At 71.5% G+C, this 22331-nt stretch carries 20 protein-coding genes; 9 read left to right on the top strand and 11 right to left on the bottom strand.

Features of this window, described 5'->3' with window-relative positions; translation table 11 throughout:
- Position 1 precedes the first annotated feature (1 nt).
- Positions 2 to 955, bottom strand: a complete 954-nt coding sequence (locus RE421_RS03705) for a putative selenate ABC transporter substrate-binding protein (protein ID WP_309814490.1) — start codon at positions 953 to 955, stop codon at positions 2 to 4.
- A gap of 154 nt (positions 956 to 1109) precedes the next feature.
- Between RE421_RS03705 and RE421_RS03710 the strand changes: the two genes are divergently transcribed.
- Both RE421_RS03710 and RE421_RS03715 read left to right on the top strand, forming a co-directional pair.
- Positions 1110 to 1541, top strand: coding sequence for a DUF3151 domain-containing protein (locus RE421_RS03710; protein ID WP_309814493.1), 432 nt, complete (start codon positions 1110 to 1112; stop codon positions 1539 to 1541).
- A 3-nt stretch (positions 1542 to 1544) separates the two neighbouring features.
- On the top strand, positions 1545 to 2729 hold the full coding sequence (locus tag RE421_RS03715; RefSeq protein ID WP_309814496.1) for a beta-propeller fold lactonase family protein: 1185 nt from the start codon (positions 1545 to 1547) through the stop codon (positions 2727 to 2729).
- On the opposite strand, the gene RE421_RS03720 is transcribed toward RE421_RS03715, so the two are convergent.
- The 5 genes from RE421_RS03720 to RE421_RS03740 all read right to left on the bottom strand — a co-directional run bounded on the left by RE421_RS03720 (position 2693) and on the right by RE421_RS03740 (position 7237).
- On the bottom strand, positions 2693 to 2998 hold the full coding sequence (locus RE421_RS03720; RefSeq protein WP_309814499.1) for a YciI family protein: 306 nt from the start codon (positions 2996 to 2998) through the stop codon (positions 2693 to 2695). The genes RE421_RS03715 and RE421_RS03720 overlap by 37 nt on opposite strands.
- 50 nt (positions 2999 to 3048) lie before the next feature.
- Positions 3049 to 4428 carry a TIGR00366 family protein gene (locus RE421_RS03725; RefSeq protein ID WP_309814502.1) on the bottom strand — a complete coding sequence of 460 codons (1380 nt, stop codon included), beginning with the start codon at positions 4426 to 4428 and terminating at the stop codon, positions 3049 to 3051.
- A gap of 70 nt (positions 4429 to 4498) precedes the next feature.
- A complete protein-coding gene (locus RE421_RS03730) occupies positions 4499 to 5437 on the bottom strand; it encodes a 3-hydroxyacyl-CoA dehydrogenase (RefSeq protein ID WP_309814504.1) in 939 nt (312 codons plus the stop codon).
- The gene (locus tag RE421_RS03735; RefSeq protein WP_309814506.1) at positions 5430 to 6170 is read right to left on the bottom strand and encodes an SDR family oxidoreductase; all 741 of its coding nucleotides are present in this window, start codon (positions 6168 to 6170) and stop codon (positions 5430 to 5432) included. Before RE421_RS03735 ends, RE421_RS03730 begins: the two co-directional genes overlap by 8 nt.
- An 8-nt stretch (positions 6171 to 6178) precedes the next feature.
- A complete protein-coding gene (locus RE421_RS03740; protein ID WP_309814509.1) occupies positions 6179 to 7237 on the bottom strand; it encodes a cyclase family protein in 1059 nt (352 codons plus the stop codon).
- A 203-nt stretch (positions 7238 to 7440) separates the two neighbouring features.
- On the opposite strand from RE421_RS03740, the gene RE421_RS03745 reads away from it, so the two are divergent.
- The 3 genes from RE421_RS03745 to RE421_RS03755 all read left to right on the top strand — a co-directional run bounded on the left by RE421_RS03745 (position 7441) and on the right by RE421_RS03755 (position 9441).
- On the top strand, positions 7441 to 8355 hold the full coding sequence (locus RE421_RS03745) for a LysR family transcriptional regulator (protein ID WP_309814512.1): 915 nt from the start codon (positions 7441 to 7443) through the stop codon (positions 8353 to 8355).
- Positions 8356 to 8460: 105 nt separating this feature from the next.
- Positions 8461 to 8739, top strand: coding sequence for a muconolactone Delta-isomerase (catC, locus tag RE421_RS03750; RefSeq protein ID WP_309814515.1), 279 nt, complete (start codon positions 8461 to 8463; stop codon positions 8737 to 8739).
- 21 nt (positions 8740 to 8760) lie between these two features.
- Positions 8761 to 9441: a thymidine kinase gene (locus RE421_RS03755; protein ID WP_309814518.1), complete on the top strand. Its 681-nt coding sequence runs from the start codon at positions 8761 to 8763 to the stop codon at positions 9439 to 9441.
- Here the strand turns inward: RE421_RS03755 and RE421_RS03760 are convergent.
- Positions 9438 to 10760, bottom strand: coding sequence for a TIGR00366 family protein (locus tag RE421_RS03760; RefSeq protein WP_309817065.1), 1323 nt, complete (start codon positions 10758 to 10760; stop codon positions 9438 to 9440). The genes RE421_RS03755 and RE421_RS03760 overlap by 4 nt on opposite strands.
- A 289-nt stretch (positions 10761 to 11049) precedes the next feature.
- Between RE421_RS03760 and RE421_RS03765 the strand changes: the two genes are divergently transcribed.
- Both RE421_RS03765 and RE421_RS03770 read left to right on the top strand, forming a co-directional pair.
- Complete coding sequence (locus RE421_RS03765; RefSeq protein WP_309814521.1) at positions 11050 to 11484, top strand: SRPBCC family protein; 435 nt, start codon at positions 11050 to 11052, stop codon at positions 11482 to 11484.
- Between the two features lie 155 nt (positions 11485 to 11639).
- Entirely contained in the window at positions 11640 to 12935 is a 1296-nt protein-coding gene (locus RE421_RS03770) for an adenylosuccinate synthase (RefSeq protein WP_309814525.1), read from the top strand.
- Here the strand turns inward: RE421_RS03770 and RE421_RS03775 are convergent.
- Positions 12922 to 14673 carry an FAD-dependent monooxygenase gene (locus RE421_RS03775; RefSeq protein ID WP_309814528.1) on the bottom strand — a complete coding sequence of 584 codons (1752 nt, stop codon included), beginning with the start codon at positions 14671 to 14673 and terminating at the stop codon, positions 12922 to 12924. The genes RE421_RS03770 and RE421_RS03775 overlap by 14 nt on opposite strands.
- 54 nt (positions 14674 to 14727) lie before the next feature.
- Here RE421_RS03775 and RE421_RS03780 point away from each other — a divergent pair, with 54 nt between their 5' ends.
- A complete protein-coding gene (locus tag RE421_RS03780) occupies positions 14728 to 15525 on the top strand; it encodes a carbon-nitrogen hydrolase family protein (RefSeq protein ID WP_309814532.1) in 798 nt (265 codons plus the stop codon).
- Here the strand turns inward: RE421_RS03780 and RE421_RS03785 are convergent.
- Positions 15522 to 17549 (bottom strand): acetoacetate--CoA ligase, encoded by a 2028-nt coding sequence (locus RE421_RS03785; protein WP_309814535.1) that lies wholly within the window; start codon positions 17547 to 17549, stop codon positions 15522 to 15524. The genes RE421_RS03780 and RE421_RS03785 overlap by 4 nt on opposite strands.
- Before the next feature lie 283 nt (positions 17550 to 17832).
- The gene (locus RE421_RS03790; protein WP_309814538.1) at positions 17833 to 19827 is read right to left on the bottom strand and encodes a hypothetical protein; all 1995 of its coding nucleotides are present in this window, start codon (positions 19825 to 19827) and stop codon (positions 17833 to 17835) included.
- 686 nt (positions 19828 to 20513) lie between these two features.
- Here RE421_RS03790 and RE421_RS03795 point away from each other — a divergent pair.
- On the top strand, positions 20514 to 20678 hold the full coding sequence (locus RE421_RS03795; protein ID WP_309814541.1) for a hypothetical protein: 165 nt from the start codon (positions 20514 to 20516) through the stop codon (positions 20676 to 20678).
- Positions 20679 to 20692: 14 nt separating this feature from the next.
- Here RE421_RS03795 and RE421_RS03800 read toward each other — a convergent pair whose 3' ends face one another.
- A complete protein-coding gene (locus RE421_RS03800; protein WP_309814544.1) occupies positions 20693 to 22321 on the bottom strand; it encodes a RecQ family ATP-dependent DNA helicase in 1629 nt (542 codons plus the stop codon).
- Positions 22322 to 22331 lie beyond the last annotated feature (10 nt).

Here is a 22331-nt window from a genome sequence, read left to right on the forward strand (position 1 = left end):
GTCAGCGGATCAGGCCGAGTTCGCGGCCGATCTCCTCGATCCGGTCATGGTCGGTGGCCTCGGCCGGGACGATGGCCTCCGCGCCGTAGGCCGCCAGCAGCTCCTCCTCCTCGGCATCGGAGCCGTCCAGGTCGAGGAGGGCCTGGCGCAGGTCCTCGGTGAAGCCCTCGCCGAGCCGCTCGTCGAGGCCGGGGGAGCCGATCCAGTGGTAGTCGGCGTACTCGGGGGTGGTGAAGACCGCCTGGACCTTCTCGGTGTCCACGGTCCCGGCCTCGAGGCGGGCCGCCCAGACCTGCTCGTTGAGGGCCCCGGCCTCATAGCTGCCGGACTCCACCAGGTCGACGGTCAGGTCGTGCGAGCCGGAGAACCCTGGCTCTCCGTCGAAGTCGGCGGCCGGGTCCACCCCGGCCTCGCTCAGGAAGGAGGCGGGCATCAGGCGTCCGGACGTGGAGGACTCGCTGCCGAAGGTGAAGCGGGTGTCCGCCAGCCCGGACAGCCCGGCGACGTCCTCGATCGGCTCCAGGCCGGAGTCGGCGTGGGCGATGAAGACGCTGCGGAAGTGCTCGTCGATGTCCCGCTGGGCCAGGACCTGGGCACCCTCGGTGCGCAACCGCGCCTGCACCCCGGTCAGCCCGCCGTAGAAGACGAGGTCCAGGTCCCCCGTGCCGAACAGGTTGACGGAGGCGGCGTAGTCGCTCACCGGCACGTACTCCACCTCCACGCCCAGCTCCCCGGCGAGGTACGCGGCCAGCGCGTCCTCGCGTTCGGCGAGGTCCGAGGGGTCGGTGTCCGGGATGGCGCTGATCCGCAGGGTCGCCGCCTCCTGCCCGGCGTCCGCAGTGCCCCCGGCCCCGTCCGAGGGTCCCCCGCAAGCGGTGAGGGCCAGGGCGGTGGCCAGGCCCAGGGCCGCCAGTGACAGGGGCAGACGGGTGGACCGGCCGGAGGAGGTGTGCATGGCCGCATTCTATTCCAAGAGACCGTCCCGGACCGTGCCGATGACCCGATGCGGTTCCTTGGGTAAGGTCGGAGGTGTCCCACGTCCTCCCGGCGGCGCACACCACGGTGCTGTCAAGGGCGAGGTCCCGGAACCACCAGATCCAAGGAGCACCATGTCCTCTGACGCCTCCCTCGTCGGCAAGAACCTCATGCAGCCCGCCCCCACCCGGCTGCCGGAGGAATCGGAGGTCCTCGGGCGGATCGAGGCCGGCGACCTCCCGGAGGACCTGGCCACGCGGTTCCCGAAGTCCTCGCTGGCCTGGGCCCTCATGGCCGAGGACGCCTGGTCCGAGGGGCGCACCATCGACGCCTATGCCTATGCCCGGGTGGGGTACCACCGCGGGCTGGACGCCCTGCGCGGCGCCGGCTGGCGCGGGGCGGGCCCGGTGCCCTACTCCCACGAGCCGAACCGTGGCTTCCTGCGCGCGCTCTACCTGCTGGAGCAGGCCTCCGCCGCGATCGGCGAGTCCGAGGAGGTCCACCGCATCGAAGCCTTCCTCGTGGACGCGGACCCCACCGCCAAAGAGCAGATCTCCCGAGGCTGAACGGTGAACACCAGCGCGGACGGCACCGTCCTGGTGGGGACGTTCAACGAGCCGGGGGAGCCGGACCCGCCGCTGCCGCTCTCCGGCGGGACGGTCCTCACCGGCGGCTGGGCGGATGGCCCCGAGGTGCTGGCCGGCGCCGGCCCGGACGCCCCGTCCTGGCTCGTGCCGGGCCGTGCGGGCACGCCCTCGGCGGGGAGGCTGTATGCCGCACTGCACCTGTCCGAGGGCCAGCTCGCCGTGCTGTCCCCGTCCGCGGACGGGCCGCGGTCCGCAGGATCCGGGAACGACGTCGGCTGGGTCACCGCCCAGCGCGTGCCCGCCGGCGGCTCGTACACCTGCCACGCCGACCTGAACCCCGCGGGCACCGTCCTGGCCGCGGCCTCCTACGGCTCGGGCACCCTGACGGTGGTCCCCGTGCTGCGGGACGGCGGCCTGGGCGAGCCCGTGGCCGTCCAGGCACCGGAGGGCTCCGGGCCCGTCTCCGCCCGCCAGCAGTCCCCGCACCTGCACTTCGTGCTGTTCCTGGACGACGACCGGCTGCTGGTGACCGACCTGGGCGCGGACCGCATCCTCGAGTACTCGGTCCACCGGATCCTTGCCGGGGCTCACCCGGGCGGGGCTCAGCCGGATCGCGTGCACCTGTTGCCCGCCGGGACCGGCCCCCGCCACCTCGCGGTGTTGCCGGCGCTGCCGGAAGCGGGCATCGACGACCGGCACCTGGCCGTGGTCGGCGAGCTCGACTCACGGCTGCACCTGCTCAGCCTGGACGCCACCCCGGAGGGTTTCCACGAGGTGGCCATCGTGCCGACCCACGGCGAGGACCGGGACCCGGACTCGGCGTGGGACAACCTTCCCTCCCACCTGGTGCTCTCCCCGGATGCGTCCCTGATCTACGTGGCCAACCGCGGTCGGAACACGATCGGCGTCGTCCGGCGGACCGGGACGCCGGAACTGGTCGCCGAGGTGCCGTGCGGTGGAAACTGGCCTCGCCACATCGCTCTGGGCCGCCCCGGCGGGGCACCCACCCTGTTCGTCGCGCTGGAACGGGACGACGCCGTCGTCGGGCTCCCGCTCGATGCCGAGGGCATCCCCGGGGACGCGGGAAGCCGGGTCACCGTGCGGCGACCCGGCTTCCTGCTGCCATTCTCTCAGCGTGGGGGGAGGAAGGTCTTCCCGTCCAGGTAGGCCTTGCGCCACCGGCGGACCTCGACCTGACGGAAGAGGCCGCCGGTGGAGAAGGGGTCCCGGGCGATGAAGGCCTCGGCCTCCTCGCGGGTGTCCAGGTCCACCAGGTAGACCCCGCCGTCGGCGTGAGCGCCGTCATCCGTGAGCTTGGCGCCGCAGGCCAGCAGCAGCTCGGCGTTCTCCTCGAGGAAGTCCAGGTGCTCCGCGTAGCGGTCCTGGCGGACGTGTGCGCGCTCCGGGGCGTCGTAGGTCTCGATCAGGAAGGGCATGTCAGGTCCTTTCGGCGTTCGTGGTGATGACTCCTCTGCTCGGAGGCCGGTCAGACGGTCATGAAGCCCCACAGGAGCACGGACAGCGAGAAGATGATGCCCAGGAAGACCAGGATCAGCACCATGTAGCCCATGACGTCCCGCAGCTTCAGGCCGGAGATGGCCAGCACCGGGAGGATCCAGAAGGGCTGCACCATGTTGGTCCACTGATCGCCGATCTGCACGGCGACCGCCGTGGCGGCGTTGTTGGCGCCCATCGCCTGGGCGGCCTCCATCATCACCGGGCCCTGGACGGCCCACTGGCCGCCGCCGGAGGGAGCGAGCAGGTTGATGATGCCGCCGGAGATGAAGGACCAGAACGGCAGGGTCTCGGCGGTGGAGAAGGTGCCGAACCAGTCCGCGAAGGAGACCACCAGGCCGGAGCCCACGAGGATGCCCATGATGCCGGCGTAGAACGGGTACTGGATGATGATGCCGGAGACGATCTTCACGCCGTCGTTCACGGCGGCGAGGAAGGCCGAGGGGCGGGCGAACAGAATGATGCCGAGGAACAGGAACATGAAGTTCACGGCGTCCAGGTTCAGGGTCCCGCCCTGGAAGAAGTAGTTGAACGCGTAGACCAGGGCGATCAGGCCGATGCCGATGCCGACGATCGGGCTGTTGTTCAGCTTCGCGGCGATCGTGGTGCGCTGGTCGAGCTCCTTGATCGGGGCGTCGACCGAGCCGGACGTGCGGTCCATCTCCTTGATCTTGTCCGGGTCCTTGGGGTGCAGGGCCATGTTGAACAGCGGCAGCAGGACGATCACGGCGAGATTGGTCAGCAGCAGGTACGGGGAGAAGATGGTGTCCGCGAGCGGGATGATCCCGATCTGGTCCTGCAGGAAATGGCCCTCCGTGGCGATCAGCAGGGGCACAGAACCGGACAGGCCGATGCCGTAGACGGCGAAGCCGGAGTAGCCGGCGGCGATGGCCAGCGGGTAGTGGAGGCCCTTGACGTTCATGGCCAGCTTCTGGGCGACGATCCCGCCCATGACCAGGCCGAAGCCCCAGTTCAGCCAGCTGCCGATGCCACCCACGAGGGTCGCGACGACGATGGCGACGTGCGGGGAGGTGACCCGGACGGTCAGCGCGTCCAGCAGCCGGTCCACGAGGGGGGTCTTGGCCAGGATGTAACCGGCCAGCAGCACCACGGTCATCTGCATGGTGAACGCCAGCAGGTCCCAGAAGCCGCCGCCCCAGTACTCGACGGCCTCCATCGGCGAGGAGCCCTGGACCAGGATGGCCAGGATCAGGGTCAGGCCGGTGAGCATGATCGCGATGACCAGCGGGTCCGGCAGGTACTTGTCCATCAGGTTCGTGAAGAACCCGGCGGTCCGGTCCAGGACGTTGCCCTTCTTGGCCGGACGTGGCCGATCTGTGGTGGTGGTCATGGTGCCTCTTTCGGGTGATGGGGATATTCGGTGCGGTGAATGGTGTGGTCTCGGCCTGCCCGGGACAGGGTCAGGCATCGTCCGGTCGGAGCGCCGCCGCCACGCGCTGCAGCTGCCGATCCCGCCAGGCGACCCGGTCCTCCCACTGCTCCAGGGGGAGCAGGGCGCGGCGCTGGCGCTCGACCTCGGTCACGAGTCCGGGGGTCCAGGGGTCGTGCTGGCCGCGTTCGACGCCCATCCGCTCGTAGGCGGGGCCCATCTTCTGGGCGTGGGAGGCGATGCCGCCGCGGGTGTTCAGGTCAGCGGTCTCGAAGGGACCCATGAAGGCCCAGCGCCGGCCGAGGCCGTCCCGCATGACCGTGTCGATGTCCTCCACGGTGGCCACCCCGTCACGCACGAGCGCGTAGGCCTCGCGCAGCACGGCGCCCTGCAGACGGTTGAAGAGGAACCCCTCGACCTCGCGGGCCACCGTCACCGGGGACATTCCGGCTCCGGCGTAGATCCGGTGGGCGGCGGCGACGACGGCCGGCCGGGTGACGGGGGACGGCGCCAGTTCGATGACGGGCAGCAGGAACGGCGGATTGCCCGGGTGGGCCACGAGGATACGGTCCGCCGCGGCCAAACCCTCGCCGGTCTGCGAGGCCGGGATGGCGGAGGAGGAGCTGGCCAGCACGGTGTCCGGGCCGGTCGCCTCGCCGAGCTCGGCGAACAGCTGCTGCTTGATCTCGAGGCGTTCGGGCACGCACTCCTGCACCAGGGCGGCCCCGGCGACGGCGGCCGGCAGGTCAGCCTCGAGGCGCACCCGGGCGGCGATCGCCTCGCCGGTCCCCTCCAGCAGGCCGCCCTCCGCCAGGGACTGCAGCTTCGCGGTGAGTTCGGCGGTGATCGCTTCGCGGCGCCCGGACTCGGGCTCGAAGACGGCGACCGGGTGTCCGGCGCGCGCGAAGACCAGGGCGAAGGCCACGCCGATGGATCCGCCGCCCACGACGGCGATCTTCCGCTCAGACACCGGCCACCCCCGCGGTCATGCCGCCGCAGACGTAGAGGGTCTGGCCGGTGACGAAACCGCTGCGGGCATCCAGCAGGTAGGACGCGGCGTGGGCCACGTCCTCGGCGGTGCCCATGCGCTGGACGGGCACGGACTCGATGATGGCACGGGTCTTGGGCGAACCGGCCGGATTGGCCCCCATGAACAGGTCCGTGGCGATGGGGCCCGGGCCGATCGCGTTGGCCGTCACGCCGTGGGCGCCCTCCTCCAGTGCGACCACGCGGGTCAGGCCGATCAGCCCGGCCTTCGTGGCGGCGTAGGCGGCGCGCAGCTCCTTGCCGAGGGCGGCGCGGGAGGACATGTTCACGATGCGGCCGAAGCCGGCCTGGCGCATCCCGGGCAGCAGGGCCTGGATGCACTGCAGGGCGCTGCGCAGGTTCAGCGCGACGGCGGCGTCGAACTGTTCCAGGGTCTGGTCCGAGACGGCGTTCGGGAAGACCGCACCCACGTTGTTCACGAGCCGGGTGATCGGCCCATCGGCCAGCGCACGCTCGAGGGCCTCGGCGGTGGAGGCCGGGTCGGAGAGGTCGCAGTGGAAGGCCTGCTCGCCCTCCCGGTCGAGGACGACCGGGATGTAACCGTCCTGGCGGCAGCGCTCGGCGATGGCGGCGCCGATGCCGTGCGCGCCGCCGGTGACGAGGACGCGTTCGCGGGTGCCGGTGGGCTCTGTGGTGGGGAGGGTGTTCAGGGACATGTGGGGCCTCAGATCGTGGCGATCGGGTTGAGCGGGGAGCCGGAGGCCCCGGGCAGGTTCAGTGGGGGCGCCGTGAGCAGGTAGGCGGTCCGGCCGGCCGTGCGCAGGGCGGTGGCCAGCTCGCTGAGGTGCCAGAGTTCACCGAGCGGGACGCCGAGCTTGAACAGGCAGTGCTCGTGCAGCGGCAGGATGGAGGCCGGCGCCTCGGTGGGGGTGGCGGGGTAGAGCTCCACGGCGTAGTTGTCCGCTGCGATCGCGGCGATCCCGGAGTCGGTGATCCAGTCCAGCAGGGCTTGGTCGCGGCCGTCCAGGACAGCGCCGTAGTGGTGCAGGACCTCTGGATCGGGGTCTCCGGCCATCTCGAGCACCTTCGCGGCATAGCCGGTGTGCAGGGTGACGATGTCGCCGGGGCGGACGTCCACGCCGTCGGCCTCGATGACCCCGCGCAGGGCCTCGAAGTCGACGACGCGGTGCTCCGTGCCGAGGTGGTGGGCGAGGTCGATCATCACGGCCCGTCCCTGGACCGGATGGGCCGCGAGGGTGCCGATGCCGACCGGGCCGAGGTCCGACGTCGTGTGCTGGCCGGGGCCCGGGACCCCGCAGTCGGCGGGGTCCGTGGGGCCGATGACCTCGACGCCGGCCCGGAAGCCGTTGTAGTAGACCGGCTCGGGCACGCCGTCCCCGTCCGCGTCGAACATCGACCCGACATGGGCGAAGGCGTCCCACTGGGTGGAGTACTGGTTGTGCAGGACCACGAGGTCGTCGCTGAGGACGTCCGAGGACCCGGGGGAGAGCGGGTCCATGATGACATTCGCTCCGGCGTGTCCCTGGCGCAGGGTCGGGCGGCGGACCGGGGGCAGGCGGTTGGCGTTCAGGGCGTTGCCGCCGGGGAGGGTGAGGGGCAGGCCGAGGGCGAAGGCCCGCCCCTCGCGGACCTCGGCGAGGCCTTCGGCGACCTTGGCCCCGGTCAGCAGGTTGATGCGGCCGAGGGCGTCGTCCACGCCGAAGTCGCCCCATGTGGAGGACTTGGGCCGCCGGCGCCAGCGCGGCGACTGTGGCTCGTTCATGGCTGTCCCTTCGATCGGTGTGGTGGGTGCGTCTGCCGCCGGACGGTGCCGGGTGTCACGTGTTCTGCCCCACGGGATGCCGTGATCAGACCCACAGCTGACTATGGTCCATGCGACTTTCACTTCTGTCCAAGATGGATTCGGGATAGTTTTATGCAGGATCGCCATAAAAGCTGGTGAAGCGATGAAGGACGGAGTGGGACATGGACCTGAAGATGGCCCAGGCCTTCGTCATGGTGGCGGAGGAACTGCACTTCACCCGCGCTGCCGAGCGGCTCGAGGTGGCCCAGCCGCTTGTGAGCCAGCGGGTCCGCAAGTTCGAGGCCGAGCTGGGCCATCCCGTGGTGGAGCGGACCACCCGCGCCGTGAAGCTCACCCCCGCGGGCGAGGCCGCGCTGCCGCACGCGCGCCAGATGGTGGAGTCTGCCCGGTTGATGATCCGGGCCGCCGAGCAGGAGGGCACCCCCGTGCTCGGCTCCGTGCTCCTGGGCTATGCCGGCGCCTCGTCCCGGCCGTGGCTGCCGGCCATCGCCCGGGCGGTCCGGCGGCAGGCGGCCGGGGTGGACCTGCGGCTCCGGTCCATGGTCTACGCGGGGTCGGCCCCCTCGCTGGTGGCCGCCGGGGACCTGGACATCGCCTTCGGGCGCCGGCCGATGACCTATACGGGGTTGCTGGACCGGGTCTTCGAGTATGAGCGGGTGCTGGTGGGGGTGCCCTCGGATCACCGGCTGGCGGCTCTGGAGGAGATCGAGATCGGGGACCTGGAGCAGCTGCCGTGGGTCATGTTCCCGGCGCAGCAGGGGTCCAGCGTGCGGGACATGGGGTTGCGCCTAGCCGGCCGGGCCGGCTTCACCCCGAGGGTCGTGCAGGAGGCGCCGGACTCCTACACGATCCTCGGCCTCGTGGCCGCCGGGGTCGGGGTCACCCTGACGGTCTCCTCCGTGGCGCACGTGGAGACCCCCGGCCTGGCCCTGGTGCCGCTGGCAGGCCCGGCCCGGTACCTGACGGCCACCCTGCTGCACCGGCGCAAGGTCACCCCGGCGACCCAGGCAGTGCTGGATGTGTTGGCCGCCCTGCACCCCGAGCCGCAACGCCCCGAGGGCCTCGTCCTGGACTGAATGGCCGCGGTCTATAGTGGCAACCGCCCACCGCCGCGCTTTCAGGGCAGGAATCACTAGTGATTCCTGCCCTGAAAGCGCGGGACGCAACCCCAAGGAGAGACGATGCTGTTCCTGGCACGGATGGACGTGACCTTCCCCGAGTCGATGACGGACGAGACCAAGGCCGAGTTCACGGCCCAGGAGAAGGAGTACTCGGGCAACCTGCAACGGACGGGCAAGATGCGGGACATCTGGCGCGTGGTGGGCGAATACGCCAACTACTCCGTCTACGACGTGGCGGACAACGACGAGCTGCACGCCATCCTCTCCGGCTTCCCCATGTACCCGTACATGAAGATCAAGGTCACCCCGCTGGCCCAGCACCCGAACGCGATCAAGTAGCCCTCCGGCGGGCACACCGGCATGGCCAAGCTCTACTTCCGCTACGGGGCGATGAACTCGGGCAAGTCCACCGGGTTGCTCCAGGCCGCATTCAACTACGAGGAGCGCGGCCAGCGCGTGCTGCTGGCCAAGCCCCAGGTGGACTCCAAGGGGGAGGGGCAGATCGTCTCCCGGCTGGGCGTCACCCGGCCCGTGGACTTCCTGATCCCGCCCGGGGCTGGGCTCATGGAGCTGTTCCGGCGGGAGGCCCGCGGTGATGACCCCACCGCCCTGCTCACGCACGTGGACGCCGAGGTCAAGCCCGTGGCCTGCCTGCTCGTGGACGAGGCCCAGTTCCTCGAGCCCGCCCAGGTGGATGACCTGCTGCGGATCGCCGTGCTCGAGAACGTGCCCGTGATGGCCTACGGCATCCGCACGGACTTCCGCACGGCCTCCTTCCCCGGCTCGGCCCGGCTGATGGAGCTGGCGCACTCCCTCGAGGAGCTCAAGACCATCTGCCGGTGCGGGCGCAAGGCCATCTTCAACACCCGCAAGGTGGTGGACACCGGGCACGACGCCGGCCCCCTCGCCGGAGCGCCCGGCGCCCGCCGCGAGCGGTTCGTCTTCGAGGGCGACCAGGTGGCCATCGACGGCGTGGAGGTCACCTACGAGTCCCTGTGCGGGGTCTGCTACCTGGACGAGTCCGGCGGCCGGCTGGGCTAGAGCGAGACGATCAGCAGCGTCCCCGCGAACACGAGCCCGGAGGCGATGAGCACCACCGTGGTGTAGCCGAGGATGTCCCGCATCTTCAGTCCGGCGATCGCCAGCAGTGGCAGGGCCCAGAACGGCTGGATCATGTTGGTCCACTGGTCGCCGTAGGACACGGCCATGATGGTGACCGCCGGGTCCACGCCGAGCTCCGCGCCGGCCCCCAGCATGATGGGACCCTGCACCGCGAACTGTCCGCCGCCGGAGGGAACGAAGAAGTTCACCAGCCCCGCGGAGAGGAAGGCCAGCAACCCGAAGGTGACGGGGTTGGAGATGGACACGAACGCGTCGGAGAAGACCTGGATCAGGCCGGTGCCGGACATCATGCCGAGGATGCCGGCATAGAGCGGGAACTGCAGCAGGATCTCACCGACGTTGGAGGCGGCGTTCTTCGTCAACGCGATCAGTTCGAAGGGGTTGCGCACCAGGAGCAGGATCAGGGCCAGGAAGGACCAGTTCACGGTGTCCAGGGTCAGCGTGCCGCCCTGGGAGAAGTGCAGGACGAGATAGCCCACCAGGGCCAGCCCCACCAGCAGGGTCGGCAGCCGGCTGGCATCCACACGGTCGGCCGGGGTGACGATCTCCTCCTCGGTGTCCACGTTCTTCTCCCGGGCATCCACCGCCAGTTCCGTGATCCGGTCGCCGGCACGGGGGGCCACCAGGAACAGTGCCAGCGCCACCACGGCGATGGCCACCACGGCGGCGATGAGGTTCCAGGGGGCGAACACGGTCTCGGTGATGGGCAGCGGCTGGCCGCCCAGTGGCTCGATGAGGAAGGACCCCTCGGTGGCCGCCGTCAGCGGGCCGGAGGCCGAGTAGCCCATGTGCCAGACCACGAAGCCGGCGAAGCCGGAGGCCACCAGCATGGGGAAGTGCAGCTTCATCCCGCGCTCGCGGCCCTGGTAGGCCACCTCGCGGGCCAGCAGGCCGCCGACCACCAGACCCAGTCCCCACGTGATGAGGGAGGCCAGCGCGGCCACCACGAAGACGAAGACGTAGGCGAACAGCGGCGTGGTGGGTACGCGACCCAGGAAGGCCAGCAGCTTCCGGACCGGGCCGGTGTTGGCCAGGATGTGGCCCAGGAGCAGGATCAGGGCCATCTGCGTCATGAAGGCCAGCAGCCCGGCCAGTCCGTCACCCCAGAACAGGACCAGGTCGCCGGGCCCCGTGTCCGTCAGGATGAGGGCCAGGATCGCCACGATGAAGGTCAGGACGATTGAGAACACCAGGGCGGAGGGGATGAACCGCTCCACCACGTGGTTGACGGGGCGCATGGCCCGCGAGAGCGGGGTGCCCTCCTTGCGGTTCGGTCCGCGGTTCGGTCCGCGGTTCGGTCCGTGGTCCGGCCCGCGGGTCTGCGTCGATCCTGGGGTGCTGGGCATGCCGATGGCTCCTCGGGCTGTGGGTCCCGTGCCGTTCGGTGCGGTGGCTGACGGGGACCCCGTGGCGAATGTGACAAGGCCCACCCTAGGCGCGCGGTCGGTGGCGGGCGAGGACCCGGACGGAAACCCGGCAGGCGTTTCACCCTTAACACCTGAGCGGTGAGCGGCAAGGATGCCAACCATGCAGACACTTGCGGCACTCGACGACGAGATCGTGGTCCACCTGCCCGTTCGGCGGGTCTGGGAGCTGCTGACCGACTGGTCCGCCGCTCCGGCCTGGCTGCCCGGGATCGAGGAGATGCACGTCAACGGGCCGTCCGGCCCCGGTCAGGAGCTGGCATACTCCTCCGGCGGCCACGCGCGCCGCTACACGCTGGCCACCCTGGATGCCGAGCACGGGCTGACCATGGTCTCCGGCAGCGCCGACGACGAGGTGCGCGTGGAGTACGGCTACCTGCTGGTGCCGGACGGTGCCTGGACCCGGGTGAGCCTGCGCGTGGCCGTGCGCGTGCACGAGACGCTCGCTGAGGAGGGGCTGGGGCTGGCCACGGCGCTCGCCGACGCGGAGGCCGGCCAGTTGGAGTCCCTGCGCGACTACGCCGAGAGGGCCTCGTGAGTCCCGGCTGGTAAACTCCGGTTGTAAGGCCCTCGTGTGATGCACCGCACGGCAGTGAACCGTCGGGACGGTCACCGGGGGCGTTTTCCATGTCGAGGGCCGGACGGCGCCACCCCCACGAGGCGCGGTACCGGCGTACGGGGAGAGATGCACTGATGCCAGCAATCGCGATCGTCGGCGCCCAGTGGGGCGACGAGGGCAAGGGCAAGGCCACCGACCTGCTGGGAGGCCGTGTGGACTACGTGGTCAAGCCCAACGGCGGCAACAACGCCGGGCACACCGTGGTGGTCGGCGGCGAGAAGTTCGAGCTGAAGCTGCTGCCGGCCGGCATCCTGTCCCCGAACGCCACCCCGGTGATCGGCAACGGCGTGGTGGTCAACCTCGAGGCGCTCTTCGAGGAGATCGACGGGCTTCAGGCCCGCGGCCAGCGCTGCGACCACCTGAGGATCTCCGCCAACGCGCACCTCGTGGCCCCGTACCACCAGACCATGGACAAGGTCTCCGAGCGGTTCCTGGGCAAGCGCGCGATCGGCACCACGGGCCGCGGCATCGGCCCCACCTACATGGACAAGGCCGGCCGCCTCGGCATCCGCGTCCAGGACATCTTCGACGAGTCGATCCTGCGCCAGAAGATCGAGGGCGCCCTGCGCCAGAAGAACGAGCTGCTGGTCAAGCTCTACAACCGCCGCGCCATCACGGTGGACGAGACCGCCGAGTACTTTCTGTCCTTCGCCGAGCGCCTGCGGCCCATGGTGGTGGACACCACCATCCTGCTCAATGACGCCCTGGACGAGGGCAAGGTGGTGCTCATGGAGGGCGGCCAGGCCACCTACCTGGACGTGGACCACGGCACCTACCCGTTCGTGACCTCCTCCAACCCGACCGCCGGCGGCGCCTCCGTGGGCGCCGGCATCGGCCCCACCCGCTTCACCCGCACCATCGGGATCGTCAAGGCGTACACCACCCGCGTGGGCGCCGGCCCGTTCCCCACCGAGCTGTTCGACGAGGACGGCATGGGCACCCGCCTGCGCACCGTGGGCGGCGAGTTCGGCGTGAATACCGGCCGCCCCCGCCGCACCGGCTGGTACGACGCGGTGATGGCCCGCTACGCCACCCGCATCAACGGCTTCACCGACTACTTCATCACCAAGCTGGACGTGCTCACCGGGATCGAGCAGATCCCCGTCTGCGTGGCCTATGACGTGGACGGCGTGCGGCATGACGAGATGCCCATGACCCAGACCGAGTTCCACCACGCCCAGCCGATCTTCGAGTACTTCGAGGGCTGGACCGAGGACATCTCCGGCGCCCGCACCCTCGAGGACCTGCCGGCCAACGCCCGCGACTACGTGCTGGCCCTGGAGAAGATGTCCGGCACCCGGATCTCCGCGATCGGCGTGGGTCCCGGCCGCGACCAGGTGGTCCAGGTCCGCGACCTCATCGAGGACTGACCAGCTCCGCCACGAAGCCGTCCGGGCGGACCAGCACGGCGGTGCCGTCCGGCAGCCTCGCCTCGGGAGCCGCGCGGAAGGTGAACACCGGTGGCCCGGATCCCACGCCCGACGCCGGCCCCGCGCCTCCCGCCGCCGGCGTGCCCGCCGCGGTGGTCGCCGTCCCCGCACCCCCGGTCCGGGCCTTGTCCCGGTGGCGTTCGGCCAGCTCTCGGGCGGGCCCGACGGCGGCCGGCCCATACGCGTGCACCTGCCAGACGGCCGCGGTGAGGGCCTCGTGGTTGTCAACGCCCGGATCACCGGCCTCGGGCACCCAGGGAAGGCGACGGCCCAGCACCCGGCCGCGGCGCCGCCGTCGCCCCCCGAACTGCTCGGTCTCGGTCCCCGGCATCCAGTAGTGGATGCGGATCTGCGAGAGGTAGCCGAACAACCGCCCGCCCGCGGGGGACCGGGGCACCAGCCGGAGCGCCAGCGGGGCCACCGCCGGGAACACGAGGCTCCGCAGGAGGCGTGCCCCGGCGGAGGCGGAGGTGACCGCGCCGAAGACCGCGTCCGTGGTCCGGACCAGGGTCAGGGCCACGGGCCGGCGCTCGGCCTCATAGCGGTCCAGGCTGTCCTCGGGGGCCCGGCCGGCCAGGACGTCGGCGATCTTGGTGACGAGGTTCTGGGCGTCCTGCAGCCCCGTGTTCATGCCCTGGGCGCCCACGGGGGAGTGGATGTGCGCGGCGTCCCCCGCCAGGAACACGGAGCCCGAGCGGAAGTCCGCTGCCACGCGGTGGTGCACGCGGTAGGTGCTGTACCAGTCCGTGCCGGCGTAGCGGACGCCGAACTCCCCGGCGAGGGACTCCCGGGCGCGGGTCTCGTCGTGGGCGTCCGCCGCCGGCCGGGTGCCGGGACCGGCGCCGGCTTCGGGCCGGGGCCCGGTCCGGTCCTCGGCGCGCAGGATGCCCAACAGGCGGGCTCGGGCTCCGCCCCGGCCGTCGCGGCCCATCGGGAAGGCCAGCATGAAGTGCTCACGGGAGATCCGCACCGTGATGCCGGGCTCGGTGCCGGTGACGCCGTGGGCGTCCAGGACGTAGAACTCGAAGCGGTGGGTGGCCCCCTCGAAGGCCACGCCCAGTGCGCTGCGGACCGCGGAGGAGGCCCCGTCCGCGGCCACCACGTACCGGGCGGTGACCCGTACGGGCCCGCCGGGGGACTCGAGGTCCACGGTGACGGGCCGGCCGGCGCTGGGCCGGTTGCTGGACCGGTTGCCGGCCTCGGTCTCGGCGAAGGCCCGGAAGGAGGTGCCCCACGCCACCGGCCGGTGCTGCCGGGCGAGGTGGTCCGCGAGCAGCTCCTCGTTCGCGCTCTGCTCGAAGACGGTGATCCCGGGGAAGGGGGTCAGCCCGCGCCCCACGCGGTCCAGGGGCAGGGTGCCCAGGGTGCGGTGGCCGTAGCCGGGGCTGACTCCGGTGGCCGGGGTGGCGCGGGCCAGGACCTCCCCCTCCAGTCCCAGCTGCCGGTAGACCTCGAGGGACCGGGCCTGCAGGGCCAGGGCGCGGGACTCACGCGTGGGGCCGGCCTTGCCGTCCACCACGAGGGACTGGATCCCGAGCTTCGCGCACCAGGCCCCGGCCATGAGTCCGGTGGGGCCCGCGCCGATCACCAGGACATCGGTGGAGACCCGGCGCCCGGGCTTCGCGCCGGGCCCCGTGCCAGTCGCCGTGCCGGTCTCCGGGGCTGGATCGGGGGACATGGCCTCAGGTTAGGCTGGGCGAACGGCACCGCACCATGCGAGGAGGACGGGAACATGAGGATCAGCGTCGGACAATTCCGCCCCACGGGCGTGGTCGCGGAGAACCTGGCCACGCTGCGGCGGCTGGCCGAGTCGGCCCGGGATGACGGGGCCGGCCTGGTGCTGTTCCCCGAGGAGTCCATGTTCACCGTCCGCCACGTGGGCGGTCCGCTCGCCGAGGCCGTCGACGCCGGCTGGTCCAGCTTCGTCTCCGAGGTCACCCGGATCGCCGCGGACCTGCAGATCGCCATCGTGGCCGGCGGCTACGAGCCCTCCGGCACCGAGCGGCCCTACAACACGGTGGTGGCCGTGGACGCCGAGGGCCGGATCCTGGGGACCTACCGCAAACTGCACCTCTACGACGCGTTCAAGTACAAGGAGTCGGACCGCATCACGGCCGGGGACCGGGGCCTGCTCACGGTGGAGCTGGGCGGCCTGACGTTCGGCATCATGACCTGCTATGACCTGCGCTTCCCGGAGGTGGCGCGGTCGCTGGCGGTGGCCGGGGCCGACGTCGTGCTGGTGCCGGCCGCCTGGTTCAAGGGCGACCACAAGATCGACCACTGGCAGCTGCTGCTCAAGGCCCGCGCCGTGGAGAACACCGTGTGGGTGGCGGCGGCCGGCACGCGCAGTGACAACACGATCGGTCACTCGGCCATCATCGACCCCCTGGCCGTGCCGGTGGCCTTCCTCGGCGAGGAGGGCGAGGCCGTGGAGACCGCAGAGGTCACGCGCGAGCGCATCGACGAGGTGCGGTCCTTCCTGCCGGTGCTGGACAATCGCCGCACGGACGTGGAGGCGCTGCGAGCCTAGCCGAGGGTGCTCCGGTAGGCCGCGGCCTCCGCGAGGAAGAAGTCCACGGCCTCCGGGTTCGCGACCGAGCCGAGGTTGACGGCCTGCTCGGCGGGCCGCCCCGTGAACACCCGCTTCAGGGGCACCTCGATCCGCTTGCCCGCATGGGTCACGGGGATGCCCGGGGCGGTCAGGATCGCGTCCGGGACGTGGCGGGCGGAGGCGCGCTCGCGGATGGTGCGGCGGATCCGCGCGTCCAGCTCCTCGGTCAGCTCGGCGCCGGGCGCCAGCTGGACATACAGGGGCATGTAGTAGCCGCCCGGCTCCTCGATCCCGAGCACCATGGACTGCACCACCTCCGGCACGTGCTGCAGCGCGGAGTAGAGGTCCGCGGAGCCCAGCCGGACCCCCTGCCGGTTGAGGGTGGCATCGGAGCGGCCGTGGACCACGAACCCGCCGCGCTCGGTCTCGGTGATCCAGTCGCCCTGCACCCAGGCTCCGGGGAACACGGAGAAGTAGGTGTCCCGGTAGCGGGAGCCGTCCGGATCATTCCACAGGCCCACCGGCATGGACGGCATGGGCTGGCGGATCACCATCTCACCGACCTCGCCGCGCACCCGCTCCCCGCTGTCATCCCACACCTGCACGTCCACGCCGAGCAGCGGCCCCTGCAGCTCGCCCCGGTGGACCGGCTCCAGCGGGTTGGAGCCGATGAACCCGGAGCAGATGTCCGTGCCGCCGGAGTCCGAGCCGAGGTGCACCTGGGCCCGGACGGCCTCATGGACCCACTGCCACGTGGAGTCCGGCAGCGGGGAGCCGGTGGAGAGGATGGACCGCAACCGAGACAGGTCCCACCGCCGGCCCGGCACCAGCCCGGACTTCTCCACGAGGGAGAGGTACGCGGCGCCGGTGGCGAACATGGTGGCGCCCGTGCGCTCGATGATCTCGAACTGCCGGTCCGCGTCCCCGGCCTTCGGCGAGCCCGCGTAGGTGACCACGGAGGCGCCGGCGGCGAGGTTGTTGACGAGGGTGTTCCAGACCATCCACGAGGTGTTGGCGGCCACGTAGTAGCGGTCGGCCGGGCCCATGTCCTGGTTCAGGCCGCATCCCTTGAGCGCCTCGAGCAGCATGCCCCCGTGCCCGTGGATGATCCCCTTGGGCTCGCCCGTGGTGCCGGAGGAGAACAGGATCCACAGCGGGTGGTCGAACGGGACGCGGGTGTAGCCCGCCGGGTCTCCGTCCTGCCCCGTGACGTCCGGCTGGGAGCCGGCAGGGCCGGCGTCGTGGGCCGTGTCCTGCAGGTCCTGTTCCGTCAGGACGGTGGTCACGGTGGGCAGCCCCGCGGCGATCTCGTTCAGCTGCGCCGAGTAGTCCAGGTCCCTGCCGTTGAAGCGGTACCCGCGCGTGCCGATCAGCACCACGGGCTCCAGCTGCCGCAGCCGGGACAGGGTGGCGGTGACCGAGAGGTCGGGGGAGCTGATGGTCCAGACCGCGCCGAGGGCAGCGGCGGCCAGCAGCCCGATCAGCGCCTCGGGGACGTTCGGCAGCACGGCGGCCACGCGGTCCCCGGCCCGCACGCCGAGCCCGCGCAGTCGCGCCGCCAGCGCGTGGGTCCGGTCCCGCAGTTGGGCCCAGGTGATCTCCTCGGTCTCGTTCTCCTCGGAGATGCGCACGACGGCGGCCTGCCCCGCGCGCTGCGGGTCCGCCGCCCAGCGCAGCACGTTCTCGGTGAAGTTCAGCCGGGCGTCCGGGTACCAGACCGCCCCCGGCATCCGGGGCTCGACGAGGGGCGGGGTGCCGAACCCCGTGCCGATGACCCCGTGGAACTCGCGCACGGCGTCCCAGAAATCGGAGAGGTGGTCCACGGACCACTGCCAGACGGCGCGGTAGTCGTGGCCTCCGTCCCCGCCGCGGTGATCGCGCAGGTCCACCCCGCGGTGCTCCGCGACCCAGTCGATGAAGCGGCCCAGGTTCGTGGCCTGCCCGGGGTCCGGGATCCACATGACGGCGGGTGCGGCAGGCGCTGGGGCGGGGAGGTTCTCCATGGCTCCGATGGTGCCGCAGATCACGTCCGACCGTGATTCCGTGAGCGTGTATGACGGGTGGTGCGGGGCCCGAGACGCGTTATCAGCGATCTCCCAGACAACGTCCTGCCCATTTTCACCTACGGTTCCTAGGGTGGAACCACCTCATCAAGGTGCGAGTGATGACAGAGGGCCCCGGGCCCGGCAGATCGCGTTCCCCTCACGCAGCCGGATCACCCGGGGCCCTGCTCTGTCCTGATGCTGGACGTGGTGCTGGACCTGGTGGTTGTCCGCGGGGCGTGGCCTAGTAGGAGTCCACGGACCGCTCGCGGCGTCGCAGCACGAACATCATCGCGACCGGGATGACCAGCAGCAGCAACGGGATGAGCAGCAGCAGACCGGCAGGCTTCGTCACCATCTGGTCCGCGGCGGCCGCCTGGGAGGAGGAGCGCAGCTCCTCCGTGCCGGAGGCCAGCTGCAGGGAGCCGGACGCCAGCTTCTCGGTTCCCTCGGCGAGGGCTCCGTTGCCGTCCGCCAGGGAGGCGGCTCCCTCCCGCAGCTGGGCGGCGCCGTCGTCGAGGTCTCCGGCGCCCGTCCGGAGCTCCGCCAGTCCGCCTTCCAGCCGTCCCGCACCGCCGGAGAGCTTCTTGGCTCCCGTCTCCAGGGCGGCGGAACCCTCGGCCAGGTCGGCGTTGCCCTCCTGGAGCTGGGCGGCGCCGGTGCCCAGCGACTGGGCGCCGGTGGTGAGCCGGTCCGTGCCGTCCACCAGGTCCGGCGTCTTGGCCGCCAGCTCGGAGGTGCCATCATGCAGCGTGCCCGCGCCGGTGGCCAGGGCGCCGTTGCCGTCCGCCAGCTCCGTGGCGCCGGCGGAGAGCTCACCGGCGCCGGCGCTCAGGTCCGCGGCTCCGGCGCGCAGGCGGCCCGTGCCGTCCACCAGCTGCGTGGAGCCCTCGGCCAGGGCGGTGTTGCCCTCGGCGAGCTCGCCGGCACCGGCCTCGAGCTGCTCGGCGCCTCCCACGAGGCCCGGCGACGTCCGGGTGCCCTTGACCCCGGCCTGGATCTGGCCCAGCCCCTCGTTCAGCGCCTGGGACCCGGACAGGGCCTCCTGGCCGCCGTCCTCGAGCTGCACGAGTCCGGCCTGCAGGTCCGCGGCGCCCGCCGCGGCCTGGTCCGCACCGGTGGACAGGGCGGACGAGCCGTCCGCCAGCTGCTGGCCGCCGTCGCGCAGCTGGATCGTGCCGGCCTGAAGTTCACCCACGCCGGCGTCGAGCTGCTGCCCCCCTGCGGCGAGCTGTTCCACGGCGATGCGCAGGTCCGGCGGAGACAGGGGGTTCTTCCGGACCTCGTCCCGCAGCTGGATCAGTCCGGCCGAGAGCTGGGCGGACCCGTTCTTGAGCTCGGCGGCGCCGTCAACGCCCTGCTGCAGACCGGCGTAGAGCTCGGCAGAGCCGGACTCCAGCTCGGCGGCGCCCCGGGCCAGTTCGGCCGTGCCGGACTTCAGGGCGGCGGAACCCTCGGAGGCCTCGGTGAGTCCGGCGGAGAGGGTGCCCAGCCCGGTGGAGAGCGCGGAGGAGCCGGTGGCCGCCTCGTCCACGCCCGCGCCGAGCTGACGCGCGCCGTCCGCGAGGGTGCCGGCGCCCGTGGAGAGTTCCCCGGCTCCGGAGGCGGCCTGTCCGGCACCCTCCTGGAGGGCCCTGGCGCCGGTATCGAGCTCCCCCGCGCCGGCGGCCAGGGTGTCCGTGCCGCCCCGCAGCTCCCCGGCGCCCGCGGACAGCGCCTGCGCGCCCGACGCGGCGTCCTGGGCGCCGGTGGACAGCCGGCCCGCACCGGCGTTGAGCTTCTGGGCGGCGTTGTCGGCGCGCACGGCTCCGGCCGCCACCTCCTGCGTGCCGGCGAACAGCCGGCCGGCTCCGCCGGCCAGCTCGCCGGCCCCGGAGGAGGCCCGGTTGGCCCCGGCCTTCAGCTCGGTGGTTCCAGCGTGCAGCTCGGTGGTGCCGGCCGCCAGCTCGGTGGACCCCTCCTGCGCCTCGGCGGCGCCCTGCGCCAATTGCGCGGAGCCGTCCTTCAGGTCGTCGGTGCCGGTGGCCAGCTGCTCGGCGCCGGCCTGCGCCTGGACTGCCCCGTCGTTGAGGTCGGCGCTGCCCGTTTGGGCGGTGCGCATGCCGTCGTCCAGCTGGGCGGCGCCCTGGGCCACGCGGGAGCTGTAGAGCGAGTAGAAGGCGAGGCCGGCGATGAGGAAGAGGGCGAGGAGCGCGGCCAGCACCGCCCAGGGCAGGTGATGGCGGGAGCGGGTGTGCATAGGAATCCTTGACGTCAGGCCGCTCGGGAGGCGGCTGTGGCGGCAACCGGGATCACCGGTCGGGGCATCGCCGGACGGCTGGTCCGTGGCAGCCGGGCGCTGGCCCAGGGGAGGGCCCGCAGGACTGCAAAATGTGACGGGTGCCACATGCGATGGGATTCATAGTTACCAGCGAGTAGATGTTGACGCAAGGGCAGTATCTGGTAGTTCGGAGAATTCATCGGCGTTCCTGGCGGTCCGGCATGGCGGGGGAGCGGGCTCGTCGACCAGCAAACACACAGGCGCCGTGGGGTTCGCCCCCATCTCGGATCCCTACTCTGGGAGAGCCTCATCAAGGTGCGAGTGATGAAGGTGCGAGTGATGATAGGGACCCCGGGTCCGGACCGTTCTGGCGGCCGGCAGCCCGGGGTCTCGCTCCGTCCGGGAACCCTTGCCGAGTCACTGCTTCTACTGTCTGCTGCCCTTCGTCAGTGGTCCGGGTCCACAGCGTTTTCACAGCTGGTGTGGGGTTCATCCTCACTTTCGTTCCCTATGCTGTAAGCACCTCATCAAGGTGCGAGTGATGAAGGTGCGAGTGATGACAGGGACCCCGGGTCCGGCGTAATGCGATTCCCCTCCGCAGCCGGCAGCCCGGGGTCTCGCTCTGTCCGTTGAGGGGACCGACAGGACGCCACCAGGAGGAGACCATGAAGTTCACAGACCTGGCCCGCAAGGCCCAGTCCTTCGCCAACAGCCCGCAGGGCCGGAAGATGATCCGCCAGGCCACGGACGCCGCGCGGCGCTTCACCAGTGGACGCGGCGGACGACCCGGCGATGGCGGCACAAGCGGCCCGCAGCCACCGCGGCGCTGAACCGGCCGGCCGAGCTAGACCCGGGTGAGCAGGTCCTGCTCCCGCACGGCCTCCAGCGACAGGGTCCGGTAGCCCTGCTCTCGGAAGAGGACGGTCACGCGGTCGTCGTCGACGCTCATCACGAGGCCCGGCCCCCAGTCGCGGTGCTCCACCGCGCTCTGCAGCGGGAACTCCGCATCCTCATGTGTCAGGTCCTCCGCGGTGCCCTCGTCACAGGCATCGCAGTTGCCGCAGGGATCGGCCAGCTCCTCACCGAAGTAGCCCAGCAGGTACTGGCGGCGGCAGCCATCGGTCTCCGCGTAGCCGCGCATCATCTCGAGGCGCGATCCGTCGATGCGTTCCATCCGCTCTGCGGTCTCCTCGGCCAGCCGGGCGGCCGTTTTCGGGCCGACGCCCTCCACGAGGGCCAGTCCCCGCCGGGATGAGGTCACGGCGCCGGCCGCCTGCAGCAGGTTGACCGTGCCGGTGACCCGACGGCCGCTGACGGCCACCGCGCGCTTCAGGTGGGTCAGTGGCAGCGGAGAGTCCGCGCGTCGGAACTCCCGGACGACCGCGTCCACCACCTCCTGGTCCGCCTGGTGGCTGCCGAAGAAGCTGCGCAGGCCGAGGTCTTCGCTGCGGTAGTTCAGCACCACCCGCGCACCCTGGCCGTCGCGGCCCGCGCGTCCGGCCTCCTGATAGTACGTGTCCAGGGAGTCGGTGACGTCGGCGTGCACCACGAACCGCACGTCGGCCTTGTCGATGCCCATGCCGAAGGCACTCGTGGCCACCACGACGTCGAGGGATCCCTCGAGGAACAGCTGGAGCGTCTGGTCCCTCTCGGCGGCCTTCTGCCCGGCGTGATAGGCCCGGACCGCCAGTCCCCGGTCGCCGAGCCGGGCGGCATAGTCCTCGGCATCGCGACGCGTCGCCGTGTAGAGCAGTCCCGGGTGGGGCAGCCCCGCGGCCTGCTCCAGCACGCTCTCACGCTTGTCACCGTCCTCGTGATGCCGCTCAACCGCGAGGTGCAGGTTGGGGCGGTCGAAGCCCAAGGCGATCACGAGCGGGTCGTCGAGACCCAGTCCCTCGACGATCTCCTGCCGGACAGGGGTCGAGGCGGTGGCGGTCAGGGCGATGATCGTTGGCGAGCCCATCCGATGCCGCGCCGCGCCGAGCCGGAGGTAGTCCGGACGGAAGTCATGGCCCCAGGCGGAGACACAGTGGGCCTCGTCGACCGCGAGGAATGCGGGGCGCACCTCCCGCACCCGTGCCAGCACGTCGTCCTTGGCCAGCTGCTCCGGGGTCAGGAAGAGGAACGTCACCTCTCCGTCCTCCACGGACTGCCAGGCGCGCTCCTGGTCCCGGGCGGAGAGGGAGGAGTTGATGGCGACGGCACGCGTGCCGGCCCCTGCCGCGAGCTCGTTGAGGCCGTCCCGTTGATCGCCCTGCAGGGCGATCAACGGGGACACCACCACGCAGGGACCCTCGGCCAGGACGCCGGCCAGCTGGTAGACGGCCGACTTCCCGTAGCCCGTGGGCATCACCGCCAGCACGTCCCGGTCGGCGAGCGCGGCCTCCACCGCCTCGACCTGGCTGGGACGCAACTCGTCCCAGCCGAAGACGTCGCGGGCGAGTCGGTGGATCTCTGCAGTCGTGGCCGTCATGGGCTCGACT

Source organism: Citricoccus sp. I39-566 (assembly GCF_031432995.1).
Classification (GTDB): Bacteria; Actinomycetota; Actinomycetes; order Actinomycetales; family Micrococcaceae; genus Citricoccus; species Citricoccus nitrophenolicus_A.

Bases quoted from the DNA above. Each gene is read 5' to 3' on its own strand.
- RE421_RS03760 (WP_309817065.1), bottom strand. From the start codon at position 10,760: ATGCGCCCCGTCAACCACGTGGTGGAGCGGTTCATCCCCTCCGCCCTG.
- RE421_RS03795 (WP_309814541.1), top strand. From the start codon at position 20,514: ATGAAGTTCACAGACCTGGCCCGCAAGGCCCAGTCCTTCGCCAACAGC.
- RE421_RS03735 (WP_309814506.1), bottom strand. From the start codon at position 6,170: ATGTCCCTGAACACCCTCCCCACCACAGAGCCCACCGGCACCCGCGAA.
- RE421_RS03790 (WP_309814538.1), bottom strand. From the start codon at position 19,827: ATGCACACCCGCTCCCGCCATCACCTGCCCTGGGCGGTGCTGGCCGCG.
- RE421_RS03725 (WP_309814502.1), bottom strand. From the start codon at position 4,428: ATGACCACCACCACAGATCGGCCACGTCCGGCCAAGAAGGGCAACGTC.
- RE421_RS03705 (WP_309814490.1), bottom strand. From the start codon at position 955: ATGCACACCTCCTCCGGCCGGTCCACCCGTCTGCCCCTGTCACTGGCG.
- RE421_RS03780 (WP_309814532.1), top strand. From the start codon at position 14,728: ATGAGGATCAGCGTCGGACAATTCCGCCCCACGGGCGTGGTCGCGGAG.
- RE421_RS03765 (WP_309814521.1), top strand. From the start codon at position 11,050: ATGCAGACACTTGCGGCACTCGACGACGAGATCGTGGTCCACCTGCCC.
- RE421_RS03800 (WP_309814544.1), bottom strand. From the start codon at position 22,321: ATGACGGCCACGACTGCAGAGATCCACCGACTCGCCCGCGACGTCTTC.
- RE421_RS03770 (WP_309814525.1), top strand. From the start codon at position 11,640: ATGCCAGCAATCGCGATCGTCGGCGCCCAGTGGGGCGACGAGGGCAAG.
- RE421_RS03720 (WP_309814499.1), bottom strand. From the start codon at position 2,998: ATGCCCTTCCTGATCGAGACCTACGACGCCCCGGAGCGCGCACACGTC.
- RE421_RS03745 (WP_309814512.1), top strand. From the start codon at position 7,441: ATGGACCTGAAGATGGCCCAGGCCTTCGTCATGGTGGCGGAGGAACTG.
- RE421_RS03740 (WP_309814509.1), bottom strand. From the start codon at position 7,237: ATGAACGAGCCACAGTCGCCGCGCTGGCGCCGGCGGCCCAAGTCCTCC.
- RE421_RS03755 (WP_309814518.1), top strand. From the start codon at position 8,761: ATGGCCAAGCTCTACTTCCGCTACGGGGCGATGAACTCGGGCAAGTCC.
- RE421_RS03775 (WP_309814528.1), bottom strand. From the start codon at position 14,673: ATGTCCCCCGATCCAGCCCCGGAGACCGGCACGGCGACTGGCACGGGG.
- RE421_RS03710 (WP_309814493.1), top strand. From the start codon at position 1,110: ATGTCCTCTGACGCCTCCCTCGTCGGCAAGAACCTCATGCAGCCCGCC.
- RE421_RS03785 (WP_309814535.1), bottom strand. From the start codon at position 17,549: ATGGAGAACCTCCCCGCCCCAGCGCCTGCCGCACCCGCCGTCATGTGG.
- catC (WP_309814515.1), top strand. From the start codon at position 8,461: ATGCTGTTCCTGGCACGGATGGACGTGACCTTCCCCGAGTCGATGACG.